The following is a 20015-nucleotide window of genomic DNA, read 5'->3' as shown; positions in this document are numbered from 1 at the left end:
CGGGCCGCGAGCGCGCGGTCGCGGAAAAATTCGCAGCCGGCATGACCTATCGCGAAATCGGCAAAGCTCTTTTTATTGCCCCGACCACTGTTCGCACCCACCTTGCGGCCATCTACGAAAAACTTGGGGTGCGCACCAAGATCGGGCTCGCGGCGTATTTTGGTGGCGCTTCCAGCGCTCGGCCGGACGGGCTATCACTCCCGTCGGACGCTCCGCCAGTGCTCGCCATATTCCCGATCGAATGCCTCAATTCCGAAGAGCGTTGGCGCCGCTTTGCCGACGGCCTGTCGTCGGACATCACCATCGACCTGGCACGTTACGCGGGCTTGCCTGTCATCGCCTTCCACACGATGAAATCGCTGGGCAGCAAGCCGGCCGATTTCGCGGCGGACGGCAAGGCGCTCGGCGTCACCTATATCGTATCGGGCCAGTTGCGCGCCGACGACCAGAGGATTCGTTTGACGATAGAGCTTGCCGATGCCCGTAGCGGTGTCAGCCTGTGGAGGGAGCGCTACGACCGCCCTGTCGAGGACATTTTCGCGCTGCAGGACAGCCTGACCGAAAGCATCATCAATGTGTTCGCCGGCAGTTACGGAACGCTTGCCACCGTCGGCCGCAATGCGGTTCGCCGCAAGCCGCCGGCCAGCTTGCGGGCCTATGACTGTTATCTGCTTGCCCTCGAACAGCACACCACGTTCAGCCGCGCCGGCAATGCCGAGGCGATCCGCCTGTTTTCACGCGCGCTGGAGCTTGACCCTACCTTCGCCAACTGCTGGGCCGAACTCGCCTATGCCTATTCGGTCGAGGCCTGCAACGGCTTTGGCGACGATGTGCTGACGTCGATCGAGAACTGGCGGACGGCGGCCGAAAACGCCTTGCGCCTCGACCCGACGGACAGCTGCGCTCACGCATGCCTTGGCAATGTCAGGGCATGCCTTGGCGATCTCGAAGGAGCGGAGCGCGCGCACCGGCGCGCTCTCGAATACGGCTCCAACCACGCCGGCATACTGCCGCTGCTGGCGGGCAGCAAGGCGCTTGTCGTCGGCGATCCGGCCGAGGCGATCCCGCTCATCGAGCGTGCCATGCGTCTCAATCCACTGGCCCCGCCCTGGTATTTCGGCATGCAAGGTCGCATCCTGTTCGTGGCCGGCAGGCACGACCAAGCCATCGCGGCGCTCCGCAGGAGTTCGCCGGAGTCGCCGGACGTGCTGATGTTCCTGGCGCTTTCACATGCGGCCATGGGCGAGGCCAGCGAGACGGCGCGCGCCGCGGCCCGCTTGAGAGCCGAATTTCCAGGCTTTTCGGTCGAACGCTTCATCGCAGGCTATCCCGTGATCAACCGGGACGCGTTGCTTGCCATCCGCCACGCTGCCGGACTGGCGAAGCTGCCGTAGACCCCTACCGGTCGATCGTCACCATGACGCGTTCGTTGTAGCGCTCACCCGAGACCTTGCCCGGCGCCAGCGCGTCGTCGAGCGCCTGCATTGCGGCGGCGTCGAGCTTGATCGCGGCGGCGGTGACGTTCTCCTCAAGGTATTTTCTGCGTTTGGTGCCGGGGATCGGCACGATGTCGATGCCGAAATCGCTGCCCTTGTGCAGCAGCCAGGCCAGCGCGACCTGGCCCGGCTTGACACCCTTGGCCGTGGCGATGTCGCGGACAATCCCGGCCGCCTGCACGTTGGCGTCGTAGTTGGCGCCCTGGTAGCGCGGGTCGCCGCGCCGGAAGTCGCCCTCCGGGTAGTCTTCGGCGCGCTTGACGTCGCCGGTGAGGAAGCCGCGGCCAAGCGGCGCGAACGGCACCAGGCCGATGCCGAGCTCACTGAGCAGCGGGATGATCTCCGGTTCCAGATTGCGTTCCCACAGCGAATATTCGCTCTGCACAGCCGACACCGGATGCACGGCATGCGCGCGGCGGATGTTGGCGGCGCCGGCCTCCGACAGGCCGAAGTAACGCACCTTGCCCTGGATAATCAGATCGCCAACAGCACCCGCCACATCCTCGATTGGCACCGCCGGGTCGACGCGGTGCTGGTAGAGCAGGTCGATATGGTCGGTGGCGAGCCGGCTGAGCGAGCCTTCGACCGCCTCGCGGATATGCTCGGGCCGGCTGTTGCGGTCGGTGCCGATTTGCTTGCCGTTTTCGATACGAAAGCCGAATTTTGTGGCGATCGTCACCTCGTCGCGCCGGCCCTTCAGGGCGCGGCCGAGCAGTTCCTCATTGGTGTGCGGGCCATAGACTTCTGCCGTGTCGAGGAAGGTGCAGCCGAGCTCGATGGCGCGATGCAGCGTGGCGATCGATTCCGCCTCGTCGGCCGGGCCGTAGGACTGGCTCATGCCCATGCAGCCGAGGCCGATCACCGATACCTGCAGCCCCTGGCTGCCCAGCTTGCGTGTGCTCAAGGTCATGGAAGAGATCTCCGGAAAAGCGTCAGGGTTCGTGCGTCAGGACGATATAGAGCGTTCGCTTAGTTTCCACAGTCGCCCGGCTGAGGGCTAATCGCACGATCGCGTGAGCCGAAGAGGATCACCGTCAGCCTTTCCTGGCAACCAGCAGCAAAGGCTCGCGCTCCGGCGTCGTCACCGAAAAGCCGGACGGGCCGACCGTGTCGAAGAAGCGGTGGAATATCTCGATGAAGACCCGCACGAAGAGCGGCTTTGCCGAACCGTACATGTCGGCGACGATCAGTGTCGGTGGCGGCAATTCGTCGAAGATCGGTTTTCGAACGATCTCGTCGCCATCGGCGGTGGCCCGGCCGATCGGCCGCATGTTGAGGATGGCCATGCCGAAGCCCGAGGCGACCGCCGAGCGGACCGTCTCGTAGGAGCGCGTGCGAAAGCGCACCTCCGGTCGTTTGGCCAGCACGTCAAACAAGGTCAGGAGATAGGTTGCGGTGTGCGGCAGATCGAGCAAGACCAGCGGCCGCTCCGCCAGTTCCGCCAACCAGATGCCGTCGCGCGCGGCGAGGGGATCATCGGCATTGAGCACGGCGTGCGCCGGCACCTTGCAGATCCGGGTGACGCTGTCGATGCCGATCGGCCCGATGTCGTAGAGAATGGCCAGGTCGATCTGGCCGGCGACAAGCCGTTCCTGAAGCTGGACCTGGTCGGCCTCGACCAGGTCGATCTCGACATCGCCGACGCTATCGAGATAGCCGCGCAGCATTTCCGGCATGAATAGCGCGCCGAATGGCTCGAAACAGCCGATGCGCAGGACTTTCGGCACGCGGCCGCTGAGATCGCCGATCGACCGGTTGAACTCGGTTTCCGCCGCCAGCATGACGCGGGCTGCTGCGACGAAGCGTTGGCCTGCCGGCGTGATGGAGACGCCGCGCGCCGGCCGCCTGTCGAAAATACGCGCCCCCATCTCGGCCTCGGCCAAGGTGATCGCCGCCAGGATGGAGGATTGCGAGATGTAGAGCGACTTGGAGGCCGCCAGCACGCTGCCGAGACGGGCGACCTCGCAGACATAGCGCAATTGCCGGACTGTCAGGTTCATAGAAAATCCAATTGTTGCATTTAATAGCGCATGTTACTCGCAATAATACATTTTGTGGAAATGCAGAAACCCGCCAGACTGCCTCTGCTGACAAGGCTGCCGAAAGAGTGGCCATGGAACGAGGGGTTCGAACTGCATGCCGAATGGGATATCTCCCATTGCCGACGCCGATGATCTGTGCCGCCTGAGCGCCGCGGAGCTTAACGTTGCCTATCGCGCTGGATCGCTATCGCCCGTCGAGGTGACGATGGCGGTGCTTGCTCGCGCCGAAGCGATCAATCCGCTTTTCAACGCCTTCACCATGATCGACCGCAAGGCTGCGATCGAGGCCGCCGGCGCCTCCGAAAAACGCTGGCGGGCAGGCGAGCCGCTGTCCGCCGCCGACGGCATACCCACGACGCTCAAGGACATCGTCTGGGTCGAGGGCTGGAGCGTTCGCTATGGCAGCAGGACCACGCCGGCTGCGCCTTGCGACAGGGATGCGCCCGCCGTTGCCCTGCTGCGCCGAGCGGGCGCTGTCTTCATTGGACAGACGACGACGCCCGAATTCGGCTGGAAGGCGATCACCGACAGCGGGCTTTGCGGCATCACGCGCAATCCCTGGAATGCCGAAAAGACGCCCGGCGGTTCTTCCGGCGGCGCGGCGGTGGCGGCCGCCACCGGAGCCGGCGTCTTCCACCTCGGCACCGATGGCGGCGGATCGATCCGTATCCCGGCCTCCTTCACCGGCATCGCCGGACTGAAGCCGACCTTCGGCCGCGTGCCGGCCTATCCGTCGAGCGCGTTCGGAACCGTCGCCCATATCGGGCCGATGGCGCGGACCGCGCAGGACCTTTCCGTCATGACGCAGGCGATGTCCGGTCGCGATCTCAGCGACTGGCAGCAAGGCGCGGGAACGCTGGCGCCGCTTGGCCGGATCGATGCGACGCTGCAAGGGGCCCGGGTCGGCTACTGGTCGAAGCCGCCATCCGGCGTGCTGGATGAAGAGATTGCCGCCGCCGTGTCCCACGCGCTGACGTATTTCAGCGCGTTTGGCGCGACGGTCGAGCCCATTGATCTCCCCGGCGGCGATCTGCTCGATCTTTTCCAATACCACTGGTTCACCGGCGCCGCCGCGCGTCTGGCGCTGATCCCTGAGAACGAACGGGCAGGGATCGATCCGGGCTTCCTGGAGATCGCCCGGGCCGGGGCGGCGTTCGACGCCAAGGCACTGGTCGCCGCACAGTTACAGCGCGGCGAATTCGGCGCCGCCATGGATCGGCTGCTCGACACCTATGACTTCATCGTTTCGCCGGGAACATCGATCCCGGCCTTCGACGTCGGGCTTGAAGTGCCTTCGGGCAGCGGCCTGTCGCGCTGGACCGAATGGGCAGCATTCAGCTATCCAATCAATCTCAGCCAGCAACCGGCCTGCGTCATCCCTTGCGGCATGACGGCGGCGGGCCTGCCGGTCGGCTTCCAGATCGTCGGTACGCGTGGCGACGATGCCCAAGTGCTTTCCGCGGCGGCCGACCTGGAAGCCGCCTTTCGGCCCCTGACGCAAGCGTTTCGCCTGAAGGATTTCGCCTAATCTATTTCGCATAAAGAACAGACCGTAACCGACGACAAAAAAAGGGGAATTTTGCCATGATCAACAGACGTGCAATGCTGCAAGGGGTGGCCGGCGCGGGAGCTGGTGCTGCTCTTCTTGCCGACATGAACAATGCGGCGATCGCCCAGGACGCCACCCCCATTCCGGTCGGCTCGGCCCTGCCGATGTCCGGTATCGCCGCCGCCGACGGCATCGAGTTCAAGAACGGCCTCGACCTCGCCGCCGAGGAGATCAATGCGGCGGGCGGCATTCTCGGCCGGCCTGTCGAGATCCACATCGAAGACACCAAGGAAATGGGCGCCGATCTGGTCAGCCAGTCGATGCAGCGCCTGATCGATCGTTTCACCGCCCCGGTCATCATCAACGGCTACAATCTCGGCACCAACATGATCGAGATGGACGTCGCCGCCGACAATGACGTCATCATGATGCACTACAACACGCTGATTTCGCACAATGAGAAGTTCAAGACCGACCCGGCCCGCTACTACAGTTCCTTCCAGGGCGATCCGCCGGAATTCTGGTATGGTCCCGGCTGCCTGAATTTTCTCAAGACGCTAGCCGCGGACGGCAAATGGAAGGCGCCGAACAAGAAGATCGCCATCATCCCGTCGGCCAATGAATATTCGATCGTCATCGCCAATGCGATCCGCGACAAGGCCGCCGAATATGGATTCGAGGTTAGCCTGTTCGAGACGGTTCCGTTCCCGACCAACCAGTGGGGTCCGACACTGGCGAAGCTCCGGCAGGATCCGCCGGCGGCGATCCTGGTCACGCATTTCTTGCCGCAGGACCTGGCGCAGTTCATGGTCCAGTTCCTCGCCGAGCCGATCAACAGCCTGATCTATATGCAGTACGGGCCGTCGTTGCCCGCGTTCCGCGAGATCGGGGGCGAGGCGGTCAACGGCGTTGTCTATTCGACAGTGATCGGCTGCCTGCCGGACGATTTCTCCAAATCGTTCCGCGAGAGTTACCGGGCGAAATTCGGTCCGAACTCCGCTTACATCACCGGATCGCAGACCTATGACGGCCTATGGATGTGGGCACTTGCGGCGGCAATCGCCGGCGGTCCGGGCGAGCCGTTCAACAAGGAGCAGACCACCAAGGTAGCCAATGCCATGAAACGCTTGGTCTATCGCGGGGTCAACGGCACCTACCGGGCCGATCCGGCGGGTCAGTCGGCGTTCTGCTACCCGACGCAGGTGGCGGATCCGTCGCTCGGCATGCCGCACCAGTTCCTGCAACATCAGGATTACAAGACCGATCCGAAACTGATCGCGCCGGTGCTCTATGCAACGGACAGCTTCATCCTGCCGCCATGGATCAAATGAACCGGAATGTAGAAATGAAACGAACGAAACCGGCGGGCCATGGCGCCCGACCGGTTGCCATCAGGTAAACAACAGTGCCAGGCAAACGAGATGACTGAGGCCGTGGGCCCGATGCTGGTTTGTGACGGCGTCGTCAAACGGTTTGGCTCGCTGGCCGCCGTCGACGGCGTGTCGATGGTGGTCAATCCGGGCGAGATCGTCGGCATTGGCGGGCCGAACGGCGCCGGCAAGACGACTTTTTTTGATGTCGTGACCGGGATCACGCCGGCCAGCGCCGGCCGCGTGCATTTCGGCGACACCGACATTTCAACTTTGGGAGCCGACCGCATCTGCCAGCTCGGCATGGCCCGGACCTTCCAGCTCAATGCCGCCTTCGATAGCTTGACGGTTCGCGAAAACATCGAGATCGCCGCCTATTTCGGCCGCCAGCGGCGCAGGCTGGCCGGCTTCCGCCTCGGCGAGGATGTCCGGCAGGCAACAATGGAGGCGCTGGATTTCGTCGGACTTGCGGGCAAGGCTGAAGAGACCGTGGCGCGGCTGCCGGTGCTCGACCGCAAGCTCCTGATGATCGCCGGTGCCATCGCCACCAAGCCGAAGATGCTGTTCCTCGACGAGCCGGTCGGCGGGCTCAACGTCGCCGAGATCGACCAGATCATGGCGATGGTGCTGAAATTGCGCGATCAGGGACTGACTATCGTGCTGATCGAGCATGTCATGCGCTTTCTCCTGGCGCTGTCCAGCCGCGTCATCATCATGCACCACGGCAAGGTGATCTTCGAGGGCAGGCCGGACAAGGTGGCCGAGGACCAGACCGTCGTCGAAACCTATCTGGGACAAGGCACGCAGAAGCGGCTGAAGAAATTCTTCGACGACCAGGCCGCAACGAGCCCGGTCGAGGGGGCGCAATGACGAGCGCAGCCGCCAAACCGCCGGTCCTGCAGCTCGACGCCATCGTCTCCGGCTATGACGGCCTTGAGGTGCTCAAGGGCATTTCGCTGACCGTCCGTGCCGGAGAATTCGTCACCGTCGTCGGCCCGAACGGCCATGGCAAATCGACGCTTCTCAAGACGATCTCCGGCCTCGTGCCGCTACGCGGCGGGCAGATCAGCATCGACGGCCAGCGCCTGTCCGGAAAGCCACACGAAACGGCGATGCTGGGCGTCGCCCACGTGCCGCAGGGCGACATGCTGTTTGCGCAGATGAGCGTGCTCGAAAACCTGCTGATGGGCGCCTATCTGGCGCCCGACAAGGCCGAGATCAAGCGCCGGCTGGACGAGGTCTACACGCTTTTGCCGAAGCTCGCCGACCGCCGCGACCAGGTCGCCTCGAGCCTGTCCGGCGGCGAACGGCGCATGGCCGGCATCGGCCGCGGCCTGATGATGGGCGGGCGCATCCTGTTGATCGACGAGCCGTCGCTCGGCCTGGCGCCGCTGATCATCGATCAGGTCTACGGCGTCATTGCCGAACTGAGCAAAGCCGGCCGGACGATCCTCCTCGTCGAGGAGAACCCGGCGCGGGTCGAGGACCTCGCCGACCGCCTGCATCTGCTCGACGACGGCGCTATTGTCTGGTCGGGCAAGCCCGCCGAACTGATGGCGCGAGACGAGCTCCTCGCAACCTACCTTGGAGGCTGACGCCATGACCGACGTTCTCATGGCCATTCTTGTCGCCGGCTTCACCTCCGGCGCGCTCTATGCCCTGGCGACGGTCGGGCTGTCGCTGGTCTGGGGCTCGATGGGCATGCTCAACATGGCCCATGCGGCGATGCTGACGCTTGGCGGCTATGTCGCCTTCACGGTGATCACCTCGCTCGGCCTGCCGATCGCTATCGGCTTTGCCGGCGCCATCCTTGTGGGGGCCGCGGCCGGTGCGATCCTTTATTTTGCGATCGTGCGCAATCTGTTGAAGAACGACAAGTCGACGTTCGAAGCCAACGTCATGATCGCCACGGTCGGCATCGGCATTGCGCTGGAGAATGCGATCCTGCTGACCTATGGTGGACAGCCGCTGAAGCAGCCGGTCTCGATCGCCGGCGCCTTTCGCCTCGGGCCGCTGACGCTGCCCTGGCAGAACCTTTTGATCATCGCGGTCGTCGTCGTCATGATGGTGGTGGTCTCGCTGGCGCTCGGCCGCACGCGGATGGGTCGTGCAATCCGGGCGACGGCGCAGAACCGCGATGCGGCCCAGCTCATGGGCGTCGCCGTCAACCGCGTCTATCTGCAGGTGCTGATGCTGTCCGGCGCGCTCGCCGGCATCTGCGGCGTCATGGTCTCGTCGATGACGCAATTGTCACCGCCGCTCGGCAACGATCCGATGCTGAAAGCCTTCATCATGTGCGTCGTCGCCGGCCTCGGCAATCTGCCGGGCGCGGTCGCCGCCGCGCTTGGCCTGGCGCTGCTCGAATCCTTCGTCCAGTACGCGCTTGGCGCCCGCTGGGGCTTTCCGTCGCTGCTGTTCGTGGTCATTGCCGTGCTGATCTGGCGACCGTCCGGCCTCTTCGGCCGCGCCGAAATCCGGCGCATGTGAGGGCATCATGACAGACACCAGATCCATGTCGCGCATGTCCCGCTCAGCCAGGACCGATCTTGCCATCAGCCTGGTGCTGATCGCTGCGGCGGTTGCGCTGCCCTTCATGATCGACAGCCGCTACATCCTCGGCCAGATCGTGCTGGCGCTGTTTTATGCAACGATCGCATCGCAGTGGAATCTTTTGTTCGGCTTCTCCGGCATCTTCTCGCTGGCCCAAATGGCGATCTTTGCCTTCGGCGGCTACGCGACCGCGATGCTCTGCTTCTATTTCGGCTGGAACGTCTGGGCGGCCCTTGTGCCCGGCGCGCTCGGCGCCGTGCTGTTCTCGCTCGTCGTTGGCCTGGCCTGCCTGCGGCTGACTGGCGTCTATGTGGCGCTGCTGACCCTAGCGATTGCCCAGACGATGTATCTGCTGATCGTCACCGACACCGAGTGCTTCGTCATGGTTGGCTCGGTCTGCCGCCAGTTCACCGGCGGCGCCGTCGGCTTTGCCCGGTTCGGCGATCTTGGCACCAGGGCCTTGCTGAGAGCGCAGTGGCTGGTCGGCAACTATGCGATCATCGCGGTGCTGTTCGGCATCACCATGGTCTTCACTTACGCGATCGTCAAAAGCCCGATCGGGCTTGCCTTCCGGGCGCTCAAGGACAATCCGGGCTATGCGGTGGCGCGTGGCGTCAACCGGTTCCAGGCGCAGCTTCTCGTCTTCGGGATTTCTGCCTTCTTCACCGGGCTTGCCGGCGGTTTCTATGCCGCGCATTTCCAGGCGATCGGCCCCGGCGTGCTGTCGATGTCGCAGCTGATGTTCATCATCGCCATCGTCGTGGTCGGCGGTGTCGGCACGTTCTGGGGACCGCTTGTCGGCACCGTGGTGCTGGTCCTGGCCGACGAGCTGATGCGCGAGAGCGGCGAGTTCCGCACGCTCGGCCTCGGCCTGATCATCGCCCTGTCGGTGGTGCTGATGCCGAAGGGGCTGGTCGGCCGCTTTGGCGATCTGGTCCGCTGGCTGACGCGCAAGCGCAGCGGCCCAACGAACAGCAAGCCAGTAGTGAGCAACATTGTGCAAAGCCCGGCTGCGGCCGGAAAGTGAGAGACCGACGATGTTCGACACGATCATAGTGGGTGCCGGCTCGGCCGGCTGCGTGCTGGCAAACCGGCTCAGCGCCGATCCTGGCCGCAAGGTGCTACTGCTGGAGGCGGGACGCGAAGCGCCGCTCGCCTCGGACGTGCCGTCGGACTGGCCGACCATGTTCAACACCGCCGTCGATTGGGGCTATTACACAGAGGCGCAGGTCGGCTGCCGCGGCAGGCGGGTGTTCTGGCCGCGCGGCAAGATGATCGGCGGTTCCGGCGCGCTGAACGCGATGATCTATATTCGCGGCCTGCCGTCCGACTATGATGGCTGGGCCGCCATGGGCTGCCCCGGCTGGGCCTGGGAAGACGTGCTGCCGGTGTTCAAGGCCAGCGAAAGCAATGCCGAGCTTGGCAATGATCCGCTGCATGGCGCCAACGGGCCGCTGCATATCGGCAATGTCGGGCATGTCGATCCCAACGAGCTCGCCTGGATCGAGGCCTGCAAGGCCGCCGGCTACCAGCACAATCGCGATTTCAACGGCGTCGAGCAGGAAGGCGTCGGCCTCTTCCAGTTCACCATCAAGGACGGCGAACGCTGGGGCACAGGCAAAGCCTATCTGCGCCCGGCGCGGCAACGTCCCAACCTCACGGTGAAAACCGGGGTGCTGGCGACGGGCCTGATCGTCGAGAAGGGCCGGGCCAAAGGCATCCGCTATCTGGTCAACGGCGTGCCGGAGACTGCTTTTGCCGACAGCGAGGTGGTGCTGTCGTCGGGCTCGATCGGCAGCTGCCAGCTGATGCTGCTTTCCGGCATCGGCCCGGCCGACGAACTCAGGAGCGTCGGCGTCGATCCCGTCCACGATCTGCCGGGCGTCGGCAAGGATCTGCAGGACCATATCAACATTCCGATCACCTTCTACACCAAGGACAAGATCGGCGTCGGCGCCTGGACCGACGAGACGCTGCAGCGCGATTTTGCGGAGTGGCAGACATCGCGCAGCGGCCCGCGCTCCTCACCCTGGGTGGCGGCCGGCGGCTTCGTCAGGAGCCGACCGGATGTCGAACCGGACCTGCAGCTTTATGGCGCCATCAGCCCGCATCGCGACTATGTGCGGTTCCTGTCGTCGAAGCCCGGCATCACGCTGCACACCACGCTGCAGCGGCCTGACAGCCGCGGCGAGATCCGCCTGCGCTCGGCCAATCCCATCGAATATCCGGCGATCGACCCGCGTTACTTCGTCAGCGACGAGGACGGCTCGGATATCGCCACGCTGGTCGAAGGCATCCGCATCAGCCGCCGGATCGCGGCGCAGTCGCCGCTCAAAGAAATGCTGGTCGGCGAAATCACGCCCAGCGCCGAATGCGAAAGCGATGCCGAGATCGCTGAGTACATTCGCGGCCACTGCACGACGCTCTATCATCCGACCAGCACCTGCCGGATGGGCGCCGATAAAATGGCTGTCGTCGACCCAGCGTCGATGAAGGTGCACGGGCTGGAAGGGCTTTGCATCGCCGACGCATCGGTCTTTCCAAAAATGGTCTCGGGCAACACCAACGCGCCGACGATCATGATCGCCGAACGCGCCGCATCGATGATCCTGGCAGGGTAGGAGGCGATACATGACGACCGGTTGGAATTTCCACGAACTCTATCTCTGGCACGAGACCGGCAATGCGGCGCTGTTCTTTCAGCCGAGCCTGACCATTGAGCCGGGCGAACATGCTGAGAATGCCGCGACCAAACGCCGGTTCCGCAACCTGATGGAGGTTTCAGGCCTCACCGAAAGACTGTCGAAGATCGCCTCGGTCGCGGTAAGCGAGGACGATCTCGCCCTGTTTCACGATCGCGACTACATCCGCCGCATCAAGACGCTCAGCGACGAACGCGGCGGCGATGCGAGCTATCTTACCCCTTTTGGCCATGGCAGTTACGAGATCGCCTGCCTGGCGGCTGGCGGCACCGCTGCGGTGATGGATGCGGTGCTGAGCGGCGATATCGACAATGGCTACGCGCTGGTGCGGCCGCCCGGTCATCATGCCGAGCGCGCGCAAGGCCTGGGCTTTTGCCTGTTCGGCAATGTTCCGGTCGCCATCCTGAAGAACCGGGCCAAACACGGCTTTGAGCGGGTAGCCACCGTCGACTGGGACGTCCATCACGGCAACGGCACCCAGGCGGCATTCTATGGGGACCCGTCGGTGCTGACGATCTCAATCCACCAGGACGGGCTCTATCCGCCCGACAGCGGGTTCCACAATGAACGCGGCGGCGGCAGGGGCGAAGGCTACAATATCAACGTGCCGCTGCCGGCCGGATGTGGTCACGGCGCCTACATGTCGGTATTCGAACGCATCGTGCTGCCGGCGCTCACTCGTTACAAGCCTGACTTGATCGTCGTGCCATCGGGCTTCGATGCATCGGCGGCCGATCCGCTGGGGCGCATGATGCTGCATAGCGGCAGCTACCGCGAGATGACGCGGCTGCTGATGCAAGCGGCGGACGATCTCTGCGGCGGGCGGCTGATGATGTCACATGAAGGCGGCTATTCGGCTTCCTACGTGCCCTATTGCGGCCTGGCGGTGATGGAGCAATTGTCCGGCATCAGGACTGATATCGATGATCCTTTCCTGCCGGTCTTCGAAGGCTACGCCGGCCAGCCCCTGCAGCCGCATCAGGCGGCCGTCATAGCCAGGGCGGAGGAATTGGTGGGCGGTATCGGATAGTGGATGTGAGTAGTGCCGGGTGGCTCTCGCCCCGGCGCAGCTTGCCCAATGTCATGCGGCAGCGGCTTCGAAAGCTGACTCTCCCAGGCTGGCTGGGCGAAAAGGTGGCCTGATCATCCCAAATTGACACGACAGCCGGTCTCGGCCATCCTTATACCAGCCGTGTTTTTCCTGCGGCAGCGTGTGTGAGCGAGTTATGGCCAGTTCCGTCACCAGCCAGAAATCCAAGCGCGCCGCGGTGCGCAAGGCTCTCGACCGCCACAAGGTCTACATCACCGCACAGAGCTTTTCCGCCGGCGCCTACAAGGCGCGTGTCCTCGTTGACGGCGAGGCCTACTGGGTCGACGAATTCCGGCTGAGCCAGCTTCAGCAGGGTCTGTCGCCGGCCGAGCTCGAATTGACGCCGGCCACCGACGATTGAGCTGTGTGAGGCACGACATCGGCCCGCCACATGCTGACAAAATGATTCATGTGATGTGGGTCAAGCCGTTGTTTTTACGCGGCCGACGCATCCCGCTTGGCATGCGGATATGACGTCGAAACTCAAGGCCTATCGCGCCAAGCGCGAATTCAGCAAGACGCCGGAGCCCGCCGGCGGACTGGTTGCCGGAGAAGGCAACCGCTTCGTCGTCCACAAGCATCACGCTACCGCCGACCACTATGATTTACGTTTGCAGGTCGGGGATGTGCTGAAGAGCTGGGCGGTGCCTCGCGGCCCGTCGCTCAATCCCGCTGACAAAAGGCTGGCGGTCGAGACCGAGGACCATCCGCTCGAATATATCGACTTCGAAGGCGTTATTCCCGAGGGCGAATATGGCGGCGGGCCGATGATCGTCTGGGACACCGGCGTCTGGGCGCCGATGGACGACGTCGAAAAGAGTTTGCGCACCGGTTCCTTCAAGTTCCGACTGGCCGGCGAGAAGCTGAATGGCGGTTGGATGCTAGCGCGGCTGAAACCGAAGCCTAGCGAGGATGAGGGCAAAAAGAACTGGCTGCTGTTCAAGGAGCGCGACCTCGCCGCCGACGCCAAGCTCGACATACTGGAAGCCCGGCCGGAAAGCGTCAAATCGGGACGGCGCATCGAGGAGCTGGTGGCAACGCCGAAGCCTGCCGCAAGGCCTGCGAAACCGGTCGTGCTGAAGCCCGGCGCTTTGCCGGGCGCCGTCAAGGCGCCGGCGCCCGCCCGCATCGAGCCACAGCTGGCGACGCAGGTTCCGAAGCCTCCGGGCAGTGAACACCCCGCGGAAAAAACGCGCGAAGTCTGGCTGCACGAGATCAAGTTCGACGGCTACCGCACCATGGCGCATCTGGCTAAGGGTGAGGTGCGGCTGATCACCCGCGCCGGCATCGATTGGACCAAGCGCTATGGCGACCTGCCGCATGCCTTCGCCAGGCTGCCCTGTCGCGAGGCTGTTATCGACGGTGAGATCGTCGTGGTCGACGCCAAGGGCATCAGCCGCTTTGCCCTTTTGCAGGACGCGCTGGCCGAAGGCGCCGGCAACAAGCTCCACTTCTATGCCTTCGACCTTTTGTACCTCGACGGATGGGACCTGAGAAAAGCGCCGCTCGGCCGGCGCAAGGCGTTGCTGTCGCAGTTGCTGTCCGGCCTCGGTGCCAACTCCGCCATCCAGTTCAGCGATCATGTCGAAGGCGACGGGCAGGGGCTCTATGACCAGGCCTCCGAACTGGGGCTGGAAGGCGTCGTCTCGAAACGCGCCACGGCAACCTACCAGAGCGGCCGCACCAAGACCTGGACCAAGACCAAGGCGCTCAAAACCGGCGACTTCGTCATCGCCGGCTACACCACCTCCGACGCGGCCGAGGGGCTGGCGGCGCTCGGCATGGCCGAATTCGAGGACGGCGAATTGCATTATCGCGGCAAGGTCGGCACCGGCTTCGATGCCGCGACAGCAGGCGAATTGTTGGCCCGGCTGGAGCCGCTGCGCACCGGTGCGTCGGCGCCCGAAGGGGTTCCGCGCGAGATCATGCGCGAGATGAAATGGGTGCGGCCGCTGCTGTCGGCCCGCATCCACTATGCCAACCGCACGGCAGACAATGCGCTGCGCCATGCCGTGTTCCGCGGGCTCAGGGATGTCGGCCTGTCGACGCCGGTGTCGGCCAAGCGCAAGCGGCTGATCGCCGAGGCCGACCTTGCAACGATCTGGGTGACCAACCCGACGCGGCGGCTGTTCGGCAAGACCGGACCGACCAAGCTCGATATCGCCGTCTACTACGCGCTGGTCGGCGACTTCATGCTGCCGCATATTCTCGGCCGCCCGGTGTCGCTGGTGCGCTGCCCGACCGGCAAGCCGCAGGACTGTTTCTTCCAGCGCCATGCCTTCACCGGCATGCCGCCTTCGGTCGTCACATTCGAGGCGACCAATTCCGAGGGCGAGACCAAGTCCTATCTGTCGGTCGAGGGCGCCAAGGGCTATCTGGCGCTGGCGCAGTTCGGCGTCGTCGAGTTCCACACCTGGGGCACCCACCGCACGCGGCTCGACAAGCCCGACCTGATCGTTTTCGACCTCGACCCGGGCGAAGGCATCGCCTGGCGCGAGGTGGTCGAGGCGGCGGTGCATATCAAGGGCGAGCTTGAAGTGATGGGACTGGTGCCGTTTGCCAAAACTTCGGGCGGCAAGGGCATCCACATATCAGTGCCGGTGACGCAGAAACAGAACTGGAAGAAGCTGCACCAGGCGACCAGCGCCATTTCCTCGGCATTGGCCGCCACCGCGCCCGACACCTTCACCACCACCATGGGCAAGGACAACCGCAAGCGGCGCATATTCATCGACTATCACCGCAATGCGCGCGGCCACACCTCGGCGGCACCTTACTCGCTGCGCGCCCGCACAAACCTGCCGGCCTCGACGCCGGTGAGCTGGTCCGATCTGGAATCCATCGACGCTCCGGAAGATTTGAATTATTCTTCGCTGCCGGGCCTTCTGGCCACCTCCGGCGACCCCTGGGCCGACATGGAAGATTTCGCTAGGGATTTGCCGGTATTGTAGGTGGGATGTAGGTTTTGCGCAGCGCCGTTCGTCCTCCGGACGAAGCGCTGCAAACAGTTCGACAGTGCACGGCCGCGTAGGAGAGTCTCATGGCGCCCAGGGCAAGTTGGAAAGGTTACCTCAAGCTCAGCCTCGTCAGCTGTCCGGTCCGGCTTTATCCGGCGACGAGTGCCAGCGAACGCATCAGCTTCAACCAGTTGCACAAGGAAACGCATAATCGCATCAACATGAAGCCGGTCGATCCCGAGCTCGGGCTGGTCGAGCGCTCGGACCTGGTCAAGGGCTACGAGTACGAGGACAAGCAATACATCATCATCGATGATACCGACCTCGACGCGGTGCGCATCGAATCCAATCATACGATGAACATCGAGGCCTTTGTCGACGAGGGCGAGGTCGACGTGATCTATCAGGACGCGCCCTACTATCTGGCGCCCGACGGCGCCATGGCCGAGGAAACCTTCGCGGTGCTGCGCGAAGCCATGCGCAAATCCGGCAAGCTGGCGATCGCCCGCCTGGTGCTGTCCAGCCGCGAGCGCGTGGTGACGATCGGCGCACGCGAGAATGGCATGTTCGTCTGTACCTTGAGGAACCCGAATGAAGTGCGCGGCACGGCTGAATATTTCGGCAACATCCCGGCCGGCAAGCCCGACCCGGAAATGCTGCAGCTCGCCGAAGCGCTGATCAAGCAGAAGGAAACCACCTTCGACCCGAAGAATTACGAGGATCGCTACGAGATCGCGCTGATGGCGATGATCCGCGAGAAGCTCAAGGGCCACAAGCCGATCATTGCGGCCGCCCCCGAGCGCGGCAATGTCATCAACCTGATGGATGCGCTGAAGGCCAGCCTGTCGCAATCGGCCAAGCCGCCGGCCAAGAGCAAGAGCAAGGCCGATGAAGGGGCGAAACCGGCGGCTAAGGGCAAGGCCGCCGCGGCCAAGGAAAACCCGCTCAAGGCCAACCTTCTCAAAGCAGTCGGCAAGAGCAAGGCGTGACGGCTCTCGCCGGCACCGTCTTCGGCAGCATCGGCGCGCTGGCGGCGTTTCCGCTTCGGCTTGCGGCGCGCGAGGTCGAGCGCCAGCAGGGCCAGTTGCGGCGCGGCGTCACCAGGCGCACCAGCCATGTCGTGTTCGGCCGCATTTATCTCGCCAAGGCCGGGGATGCCGAGATCGAGCGCCGCGTCGCCGCCGAGCGCGCGGCCGGTCGTAAGCTGGTCAGCGAGAACGGCTTTTTGCGCCTCCTCGGGCTGATCAAGGCGCCGGAGTCCTCGGCCCTGTCGCGGCAGTCGCTTCTCGATCAGTCACGGCTGGCCGCATCCGACCTTGACCTGTTGTCGCTTTTCGACGCCTTCGAGCATGATGGCGAACCCTATTCGTTTCGCGACCTGATCCTCGCCCGCAAATATGCCGGGCTGGTTGCTGGCGGCGCTTCGTGGGGGGCGATCGCGCGCTCCGTGCACCGCTCCGGCCCGGTCGCCTCGCTCACCGCCAAGTCACTCAATGTCGGCTCGCAGCATGGGCGCGCAGACGCGATCTATCTCGAGGGCGGCCAGAGTGAACTGGACGGCCAATTGCTGTTCGATCTGGGGTCGCCGGATGACGACACGCTGGAAGAATTGTTCGCCGACGCCGAAGCGGCGGAAGAGGCTGAACACCACGAGCAGGCGGCGGCACTCTACCAGCGCTGCCTAGCCATCGACCCGAGCGATGCGATTGCCGCCTTCAACCGCGCCAACTGCCTGCGCGCCGTTGGACGCGCAGCCGAGGCGGCGCATGACTATGCCCGCGCCATCAAATGTGATCCCGGTTTTGTCGAGGCATGGTTCAATTTGGCCGGGCTGATGAGCGACCAAAGCCGCGAGGCCTCCGCGCGCCGGCATCTGCAAAAGGCGATCGCGCTCGATGCCAATTATGCCGATGCGGTGTTTAATCTTGCCCGGCTGGAGTTCGACGCCGGCAACCTTGCCGAGGCACGGCGGAACTGGTCGCGCTACCTCGAGCTCGACGCCAGCTCCGAATGGGCACGCATGGCGGCCAAGGGGATACAGTTCGTCGATTTGCAGCTGGCGCAGAAATCGGCGGGGTGAGGCGATGGCGCTCCCCTCTCCCCTTGTGGGAGAAGGTGGATCGGCGCATTGGCGCCGAGACGGATGAGGGGTGCTGGAAGAAATGAGACGTTGGTATTCCGTCCAACACCCCTCATCCGACCGAGCTTCGCTCGGCCACCTTCTCCCACAAGGGGAGAAGGGGTCGTCAACGTTGGAGTTCCAATGACCACCTTCCTCTTCGACGGCCCCGACACCGCCCCCGTCACCATCCTGCTCGCCCACGGCGCCGGGGCGCCGATGGACTCGGCCTCGATGACCGCCACGGCCAAAGCGTTGGCCGAGGCCGGCTTCCGCGTCGCGCGCTTTGAATTCCACTACATGGCGGCCCGCCGCTACGGCCACCGCAAGCCGCCGCCGCGCGCCGAGACGGTGAACCCGGAATACATCAAGGCGATCGCCGACCTCAGGGCGAAGGGCGTGAAGGGGGCGCTCATCATCGGCGGCAAGTCGATGGGCGGACGCGTCGCCTCGATGATCGCCGACGAAACGTTCGCCGAAGGCAAGATCGCCGGGCTGCTCTGCCTGGGCTACCCTTTCCATCCGCCGGCCAAGCCGACGCAGTTGCGGACAAAACATCTCGCAGGGCTGAAGACGCCAACACTAATCTGCCAAGGCACACGCGACGAGTTCGGAACGCCGGACGAGGTCGCGACCTACGATCTTTCCGACCGCATCGAGATGCTGTGGCTGGAAGACGGCGACCACGATCTCAAGCCGCGCAAGAGCATCTCCGGCTTCTCCACTGCCGATCATCTGAAGACCGTGGCCGATGCGGTGAAGGCGTGGATCGAGCGCATCGTGCGCTGAAGCAGGCTGATGAAGATCGCCACCTTCAACATCAACAACATCAACAGCCGGCTGCAAAACCTGCTGGCCTGGCTGGCTGTCGCCGAACCGGACATCGTCTGCCTGCAGGAGCTCAAGGCGAGGCAGACGCAGTTTCCGCGCACCGCGCTCGCGGATGCCGGCTATGGCGCGGTGTGGGTGGGGCAGCCGACCTGGAACGGCGTCGCCATACTGGCGCGTGGTTCAGAACCCGTTCTGACCCGCGAGGCGCTGCCCGGCGACGAGGCGGACCACCAGGCCCGCTACATCGAGGCGGCGGTCAACGGCATCGTTATCGCCTGCCTCTATGCGCCAAACGGCAACCCGCAGCCCGGTCCGAAATTCCAGTACAAGCTCGCCTGGCACGAGCGCCTGAACGCGCATGCCGCGGAATTGTTCGACACCGGGCTGCCGGTGGTGCTGGCCGGCGACTACAATGTCGTGCCCGAGCCGCGCGACATCTACCCGACCCGCTCCTATGACGACAACGCGCTGGTGCAGCCGGAAAGCCGCGCCGCGTTCGCGGCGCTGCTCGACCAGGGCTGGTTAGATGCGTTGCGCAAGAAGCACCCCAGCGACACGCTCTACACATTCTGGGATTACCGCCGCAACCGCTGGCCGCGCAATGCCGGCATGCGCCTCGACCACATCCTGCTGTCGAAGAAGCTGGCGCGTCGGCTGACCGGGGCAGAGATCGACCGCGACGTGCGCGGCGAGACCGGCGCCAGCGACCACGCGCCGGTGTGGGTGGAGTTGCGGTGAGGGGGGAGAGCCAATCTCCCTGTGGGGGAGATTGGCTACTATCAGAAGGACATCGACAAGCCCGGCGCTGACCGGCATCATTGCGGGCGAAGCGGATAGCGGCCCGAGGGGAGCCCGATGAACAGGTTTGTCGACAGGCTGCTTGCGGTGCTGCTGCTGGCGATCGGCTTGCTCTGTTTCACACGTGTGTATTTCGCGCTGGGCGGCGAGGGCGCCGGCGAAGGCTTCGCGTCCGTGCGCCTGGCTTTGGTCGGGGCGGCGGGCGTTTGCTCAGCCCTTGCAGCCCTGCTGTTCTGGGCCGGCCTGTTGCCGGGCCGATCGACGCAAGATCCGAAGGTGCCGCTGTTCGGCAGGGGTGCCGAAACGCAACCCGCCGGACGATCACGCCTGCGGAAGATCTTCGTCGTCATTCCGTTCCTTGCCGTACTCGCTTTGGTGGCCGACCAACTCGGCCCCTGGTTGCGACAGCCACAGGACGCCGGCAAAAGCCTGACCGCCGAGCAACCCGCGCCGAACACGCCGAAGGGCGAAGACGTCGCCAGCGCGGAACCGGTACAGCCGCCGGCTCCTG

Annotated in this window: 17 protein-coding genes and 1 pseudogene; 16 read left to right on the top strand and 2 right to left on the bottom strand. The window is 64.4% G+C overall.

Annotation, left to right across the window (positions count from 1 at the left end; genetic code table 11):
- Positions 1 to 1394, top strand: a 1394-nt coding sequence (locus tag EOB36_RS28190) for a LuxR C-terminal-related transcriptional regulator (RefSeq protein WP_128286176.1), incomplete at its 5' end; no start/stop codon positions are given.
- A 4-nt stretch (positions 1395 to 1398) separates the two neighbouring features.
- Here the strand turns inward: EOB36_RS28190 and EOB36_RS28185 are convergent.
- Both EOB36_RS28185 and EOB36_RS28180 read right to left on the bottom strand, forming a co-directional pair.
- Entirely contained in the window at positions 1399 to 2406 is a 1008-nt protein-coding gene (locus EOB36_RS28185) for an aldo/keto reductase (RefSeq protein ID WP_128286175.1), read from the bottom strand.
- Positions 2407 to 2530: 124 nt separating this feature from the next.
- Positions 2531 to 3496, bottom strand: a complete 966-nt coding sequence (locus EOB36_RS28180) for a LysR family transcriptional regulator (RefSeq protein ID WP_128286174.1) — start codon at positions 3494 to 3496, stop codon at positions 2531 to 2533.
- A 136-nt stretch (positions 3497 to 3632) separates the two neighbouring features.
- On the opposite strand from EOB36_RS28180, the gene EOB36_RS28175 reads away from it, so the two are divergent.
- The 15 genes and pseudogenes from EOB36_RS28175 to EOB36_RS28105 form a co-directional block, all read left to right on the top strand.
- Positions 3633 to 5066: an amidase gene (locus EOB36_RS28175; RefSeq protein ID WP_128286173.1), complete on the top strand. Its 1434-nt coding sequence runs from the start codon at positions 3633 to 3635 to the stop codon at positions 5064 to 5066.
- Between the two features lie 56 nt (positions 5067 to 5122).
- On the top strand, positions 5123 to 6418 hold the full coding sequence (locus tag EOB36_RS28170) for an ABC transporter substrate-binding protein (RefSeq protein ID WP_127204785.1): 1296 nt from the start codon (positions 5123 to 5125) through the stop codon (positions 6416 to 6418).
- 90 nt (positions 6419 to 6508) lie between these two features.
- Positions 6509 to 7327, top strand: a complete 819-nt coding sequence (locus tag EOB36_RS28165; protein ID WP_128286172.1) for an ABC transporter ATP-binding protein — start codon at positions 6509 to 6511, stop codon at positions 7325 to 7327.
- Entirely contained in the window at positions 7324 to 8052 is a 729-nt protein-coding gene (locus EOB36_RS28160; RefSeq protein WP_095482747.1) for an ABC transporter ATP-binding protein, read from the top strand. The genes EOB36_RS28165 and EOB36_RS28160 overlap by 4 nt, the downstream gene beginning before the upstream one ends.
- 4 nt (positions 8053 to 8056) lie before the next feature.
- Complete coding sequence (locus EOB36_RS28155) at positions 8057 to 8944, top strand: branched-chain amino acid ABC transporter permease (RefSeq protein WP_128243067.1); 888 nt, start codon at positions 8057 to 8059, stop codon at positions 8942 to 8944.
- Positions 8945 to 8951: 7 nt separating this feature from the next.
- Positions 8952 to 10034 (top strand): branched-chain amino acid ABC transporter permease, encoded by a 1083-nt coding sequence (locus EOB36_RS28150; RefSeq protein ID WP_127293614.1) that lies wholly within the window; start codon positions 8952 to 8954, stop codon positions 10032 to 10034.
- A gap of 10 nt (positions 10035 to 10044) precedes the next feature.
- Positions 10045 to 11628 carry a GMC family oxidoreductase N-terminal domain-containing protein gene (locus EOB36_RS28145; protein WP_128286171.1) on the top strand — a complete coding sequence of 528 codons (1584 nt, stop codon included), beginning with the start codon at positions 10045 to 10047 and terminating at the stop codon, positions 11626 to 11628.
- Between the two features lie 10 nt (positions 11629 to 11638).
- Positions 11639 to 12739, top strand: a complete 1101-nt coding sequence (locus EOB36_RS28140) for a class II histone deacetylase (RefSeq protein ID WP_128286170.1) — start codon at positions 11639 to 11641, stop codon at positions 12737 to 12739.
- Between the two features lie 196 nt (positions 12740 to 12935).
- The gene (locus tag EOB36_RS28135; RefSeq protein ID WP_095482742.1) at positions 12936 to 13160 is read left to right on the top strand and encodes a hypothetical protein; all 225 of its coding nucleotides are present in this window, start codon (positions 12936 to 12938) and stop codon (positions 13158 to 13160) included.
- Between the two features lie 109 nt (positions 13161 to 13269).
- A complete protein-coding gene (gene ligD / locus EOB36_RS28130; RefSeq protein ID WP_128286169.1) occupies positions 13270 to 15750 on the top strand; it encodes a DNA ligase D in 2481 nt (826 codons plus the stop codon).
- Positions 15751 to 15839: 89 nt separating this feature from the next.
- Complete coding sequence (locus EOB36_RS28125) at positions 15840 to 16745, top strand: Ku protein (RefSeq protein WP_128286168.1); 906 nt, start codon at positions 15840 to 15842, stop codon at positions 16743 to 16745.
- Complete coding sequence (locus tag EOB36_RS28120) at positions 16742 to 17836, top strand: tetratricopeptide repeat protein (protein ID WP_128286167.1); 1095 nt, start codon at positions 16742 to 16744, stop codon at positions 17834 to 17836. The genes EOB36_RS28125 and EOB36_RS28120 overlap by 4 nt, the downstream gene beginning before the upstream one ends.
- A gap of 183 nt (positions 17837 to 18019) precedes the next feature.
- A complete protein-coding gene (locus tag EOB36_RS28115; RefSeq protein WP_128286166.1) occupies positions 18020 to 18664 on the top strand; it encodes an alpha/beta family hydrolase in 645 nt (214 codons plus the stop codon).
- Positions 18665 to 18673: 9 nt separating this feature from the next.
- Positions 18674 to 19444 carry an exodeoxyribonuclease III gene (locus EOB36_RS28110; RefSeq protein ID WP_126105717.1) on the top strand — a complete coding sequence of 257 codons (771 nt, stop codon included), beginning with the start codon at positions 18674 to 18676 and terminating at the stop codon, positions 19442 to 19444.
- A 117-nt stretch (positions 19445 to 19561) separates the two neighbouring features.
- Positions 19562 to 20015 (top strand): annotated as a pseudogene (locus tag EOB36_RS28105) (WD40 repeat domain-containing protein); the annotation flags it as partial.

This window comes from Mesorhizobium sp. M6A.T.Cr.TU.017.01.1.1 (assembly GCF_004023115.1).
GTDB classification, from domain to species: domain Bacteria; phylum Pseudomonadota; class Alphaproteobacteria; order Rhizobiales; family Rhizobiaceae; genus Mesorhizobium; species Mesorhizobium mediterraneum.
The sequence above is the reverse complement of the archived record's forward strand: the minus strand, read 5'-3'. Positions and strand labels throughout refer to the sequence as shown.

What these genes read in the sequence shown, in the direction of transcription:
- EOB36_RS28185 (WP_128286175.1), bottom strand. Translation starts at nt 2,406, where the DNA reads ATGACCTTGAGCACACGCAAGCTGGGCAGCCAGGGGCTGCAGGTATCG.
- EOB36_RS28180 (WP_128286174.1), bottom strand. Translation starts at nt 3,496, where the DNA reads ATGAACCTGACAGTCCGGCAATTGCGCTATGTCTGCGAGGTCGCCCGT.
- EOB36_RS28175 (WP_128286173.1), top strand. Translation starts at nt 3,633, where the DNA reads ATGCCGAATGGGATATCTCCCATTGCCGACGCCGATGATCTGTGCCGC.
- EOB36_RS28170 (WP_127204785.1), top strand. Translation starts at nt 5,123, where the DNA reads ATGATCAACAGACGTGCAATGCTGCAAGGGGTGGCCGGCGCGGGAGCT.
- EOB36_RS28165 (WP_128286172.1), top strand. Translation starts at nt 6,509, where the DNA reads ATGACTGAGGCCGTGGGCCCGATGCTGGTTTGTGACGGCGTCGTCAAA.
- EOB36_RS28160 (WP_095482747.1), top strand. Translation starts at nt 7,324, where the DNA reads ATGACGAGCGCAGCCGCCAAACCGCCGGTCCTGCAGCTCGACGCCATC.
- EOB36_RS28155 (WP_128243067.1), top strand. Translation starts at nt 8,057, where the DNA reads ATGACCGACGTTCTCATGGCCATTCTTGTCGCCGGCTTCACCTCCGGC.
- EOB36_RS28150 (WP_127293614.1), top strand. Translation starts at nt 8,952, where the DNA reads ATGACAGACACCAGATCCATGTCGCGCATGTCCCGCTCAGCCAGGACC.
- EOB36_RS28145 (WP_128286171.1), top strand. Translation starts at nt 10,045, where the DNA reads ATGTTCGACACGATCATAGTGGGTGCCGGCTCGGCCGGCTGCGTGCTG.
- EOB36_RS28140 (WP_128286170.1), top strand. Translation starts at nt 11,639, where the DNA reads ATGACGACCGGTTGGAATTTCCACGAACTCTATCTCTGGCACGAGACC.
- EOB36_RS28135 (WP_095482742.1), top strand. Translation starts at nt 12,936, where the DNA reads ATGGCCAGTTCCGTCACCAGCCAGAAATCCAAGCGCGCCGCGGTGCGC.
- ligD (WP_128286169.1), top strand. Translation starts at nt 13,270, where the DNA reads ATGACGTCGAAACTCAAGGCCTATCGCGCCAAGCGCGAATTCAGCAAG.
- EOB36_RS28125 (WP_128286168.1), top strand. Translation starts at nt 15,840, where the DNA reads ATGGCGCCCAGGGCAAGTTGGAAAGGTTACCTCAAGCTCAGCCTCGTC.
- EOB36_RS28115 (WP_128286166.1), top strand. Translation starts at nt 18,020, where the DNA reads ATGACCACCTTCCTCTTCGACGGCCCCGACACCGCCCCCGTCACCATC.
- EOB36_RS28110 (WP_126105717.1), top strand. Translation starts at nt 18,674, where the DNA reads ATGAAGATCGCCACCTTCAACATCAACAACATCAACAGCCGGCTGCAA.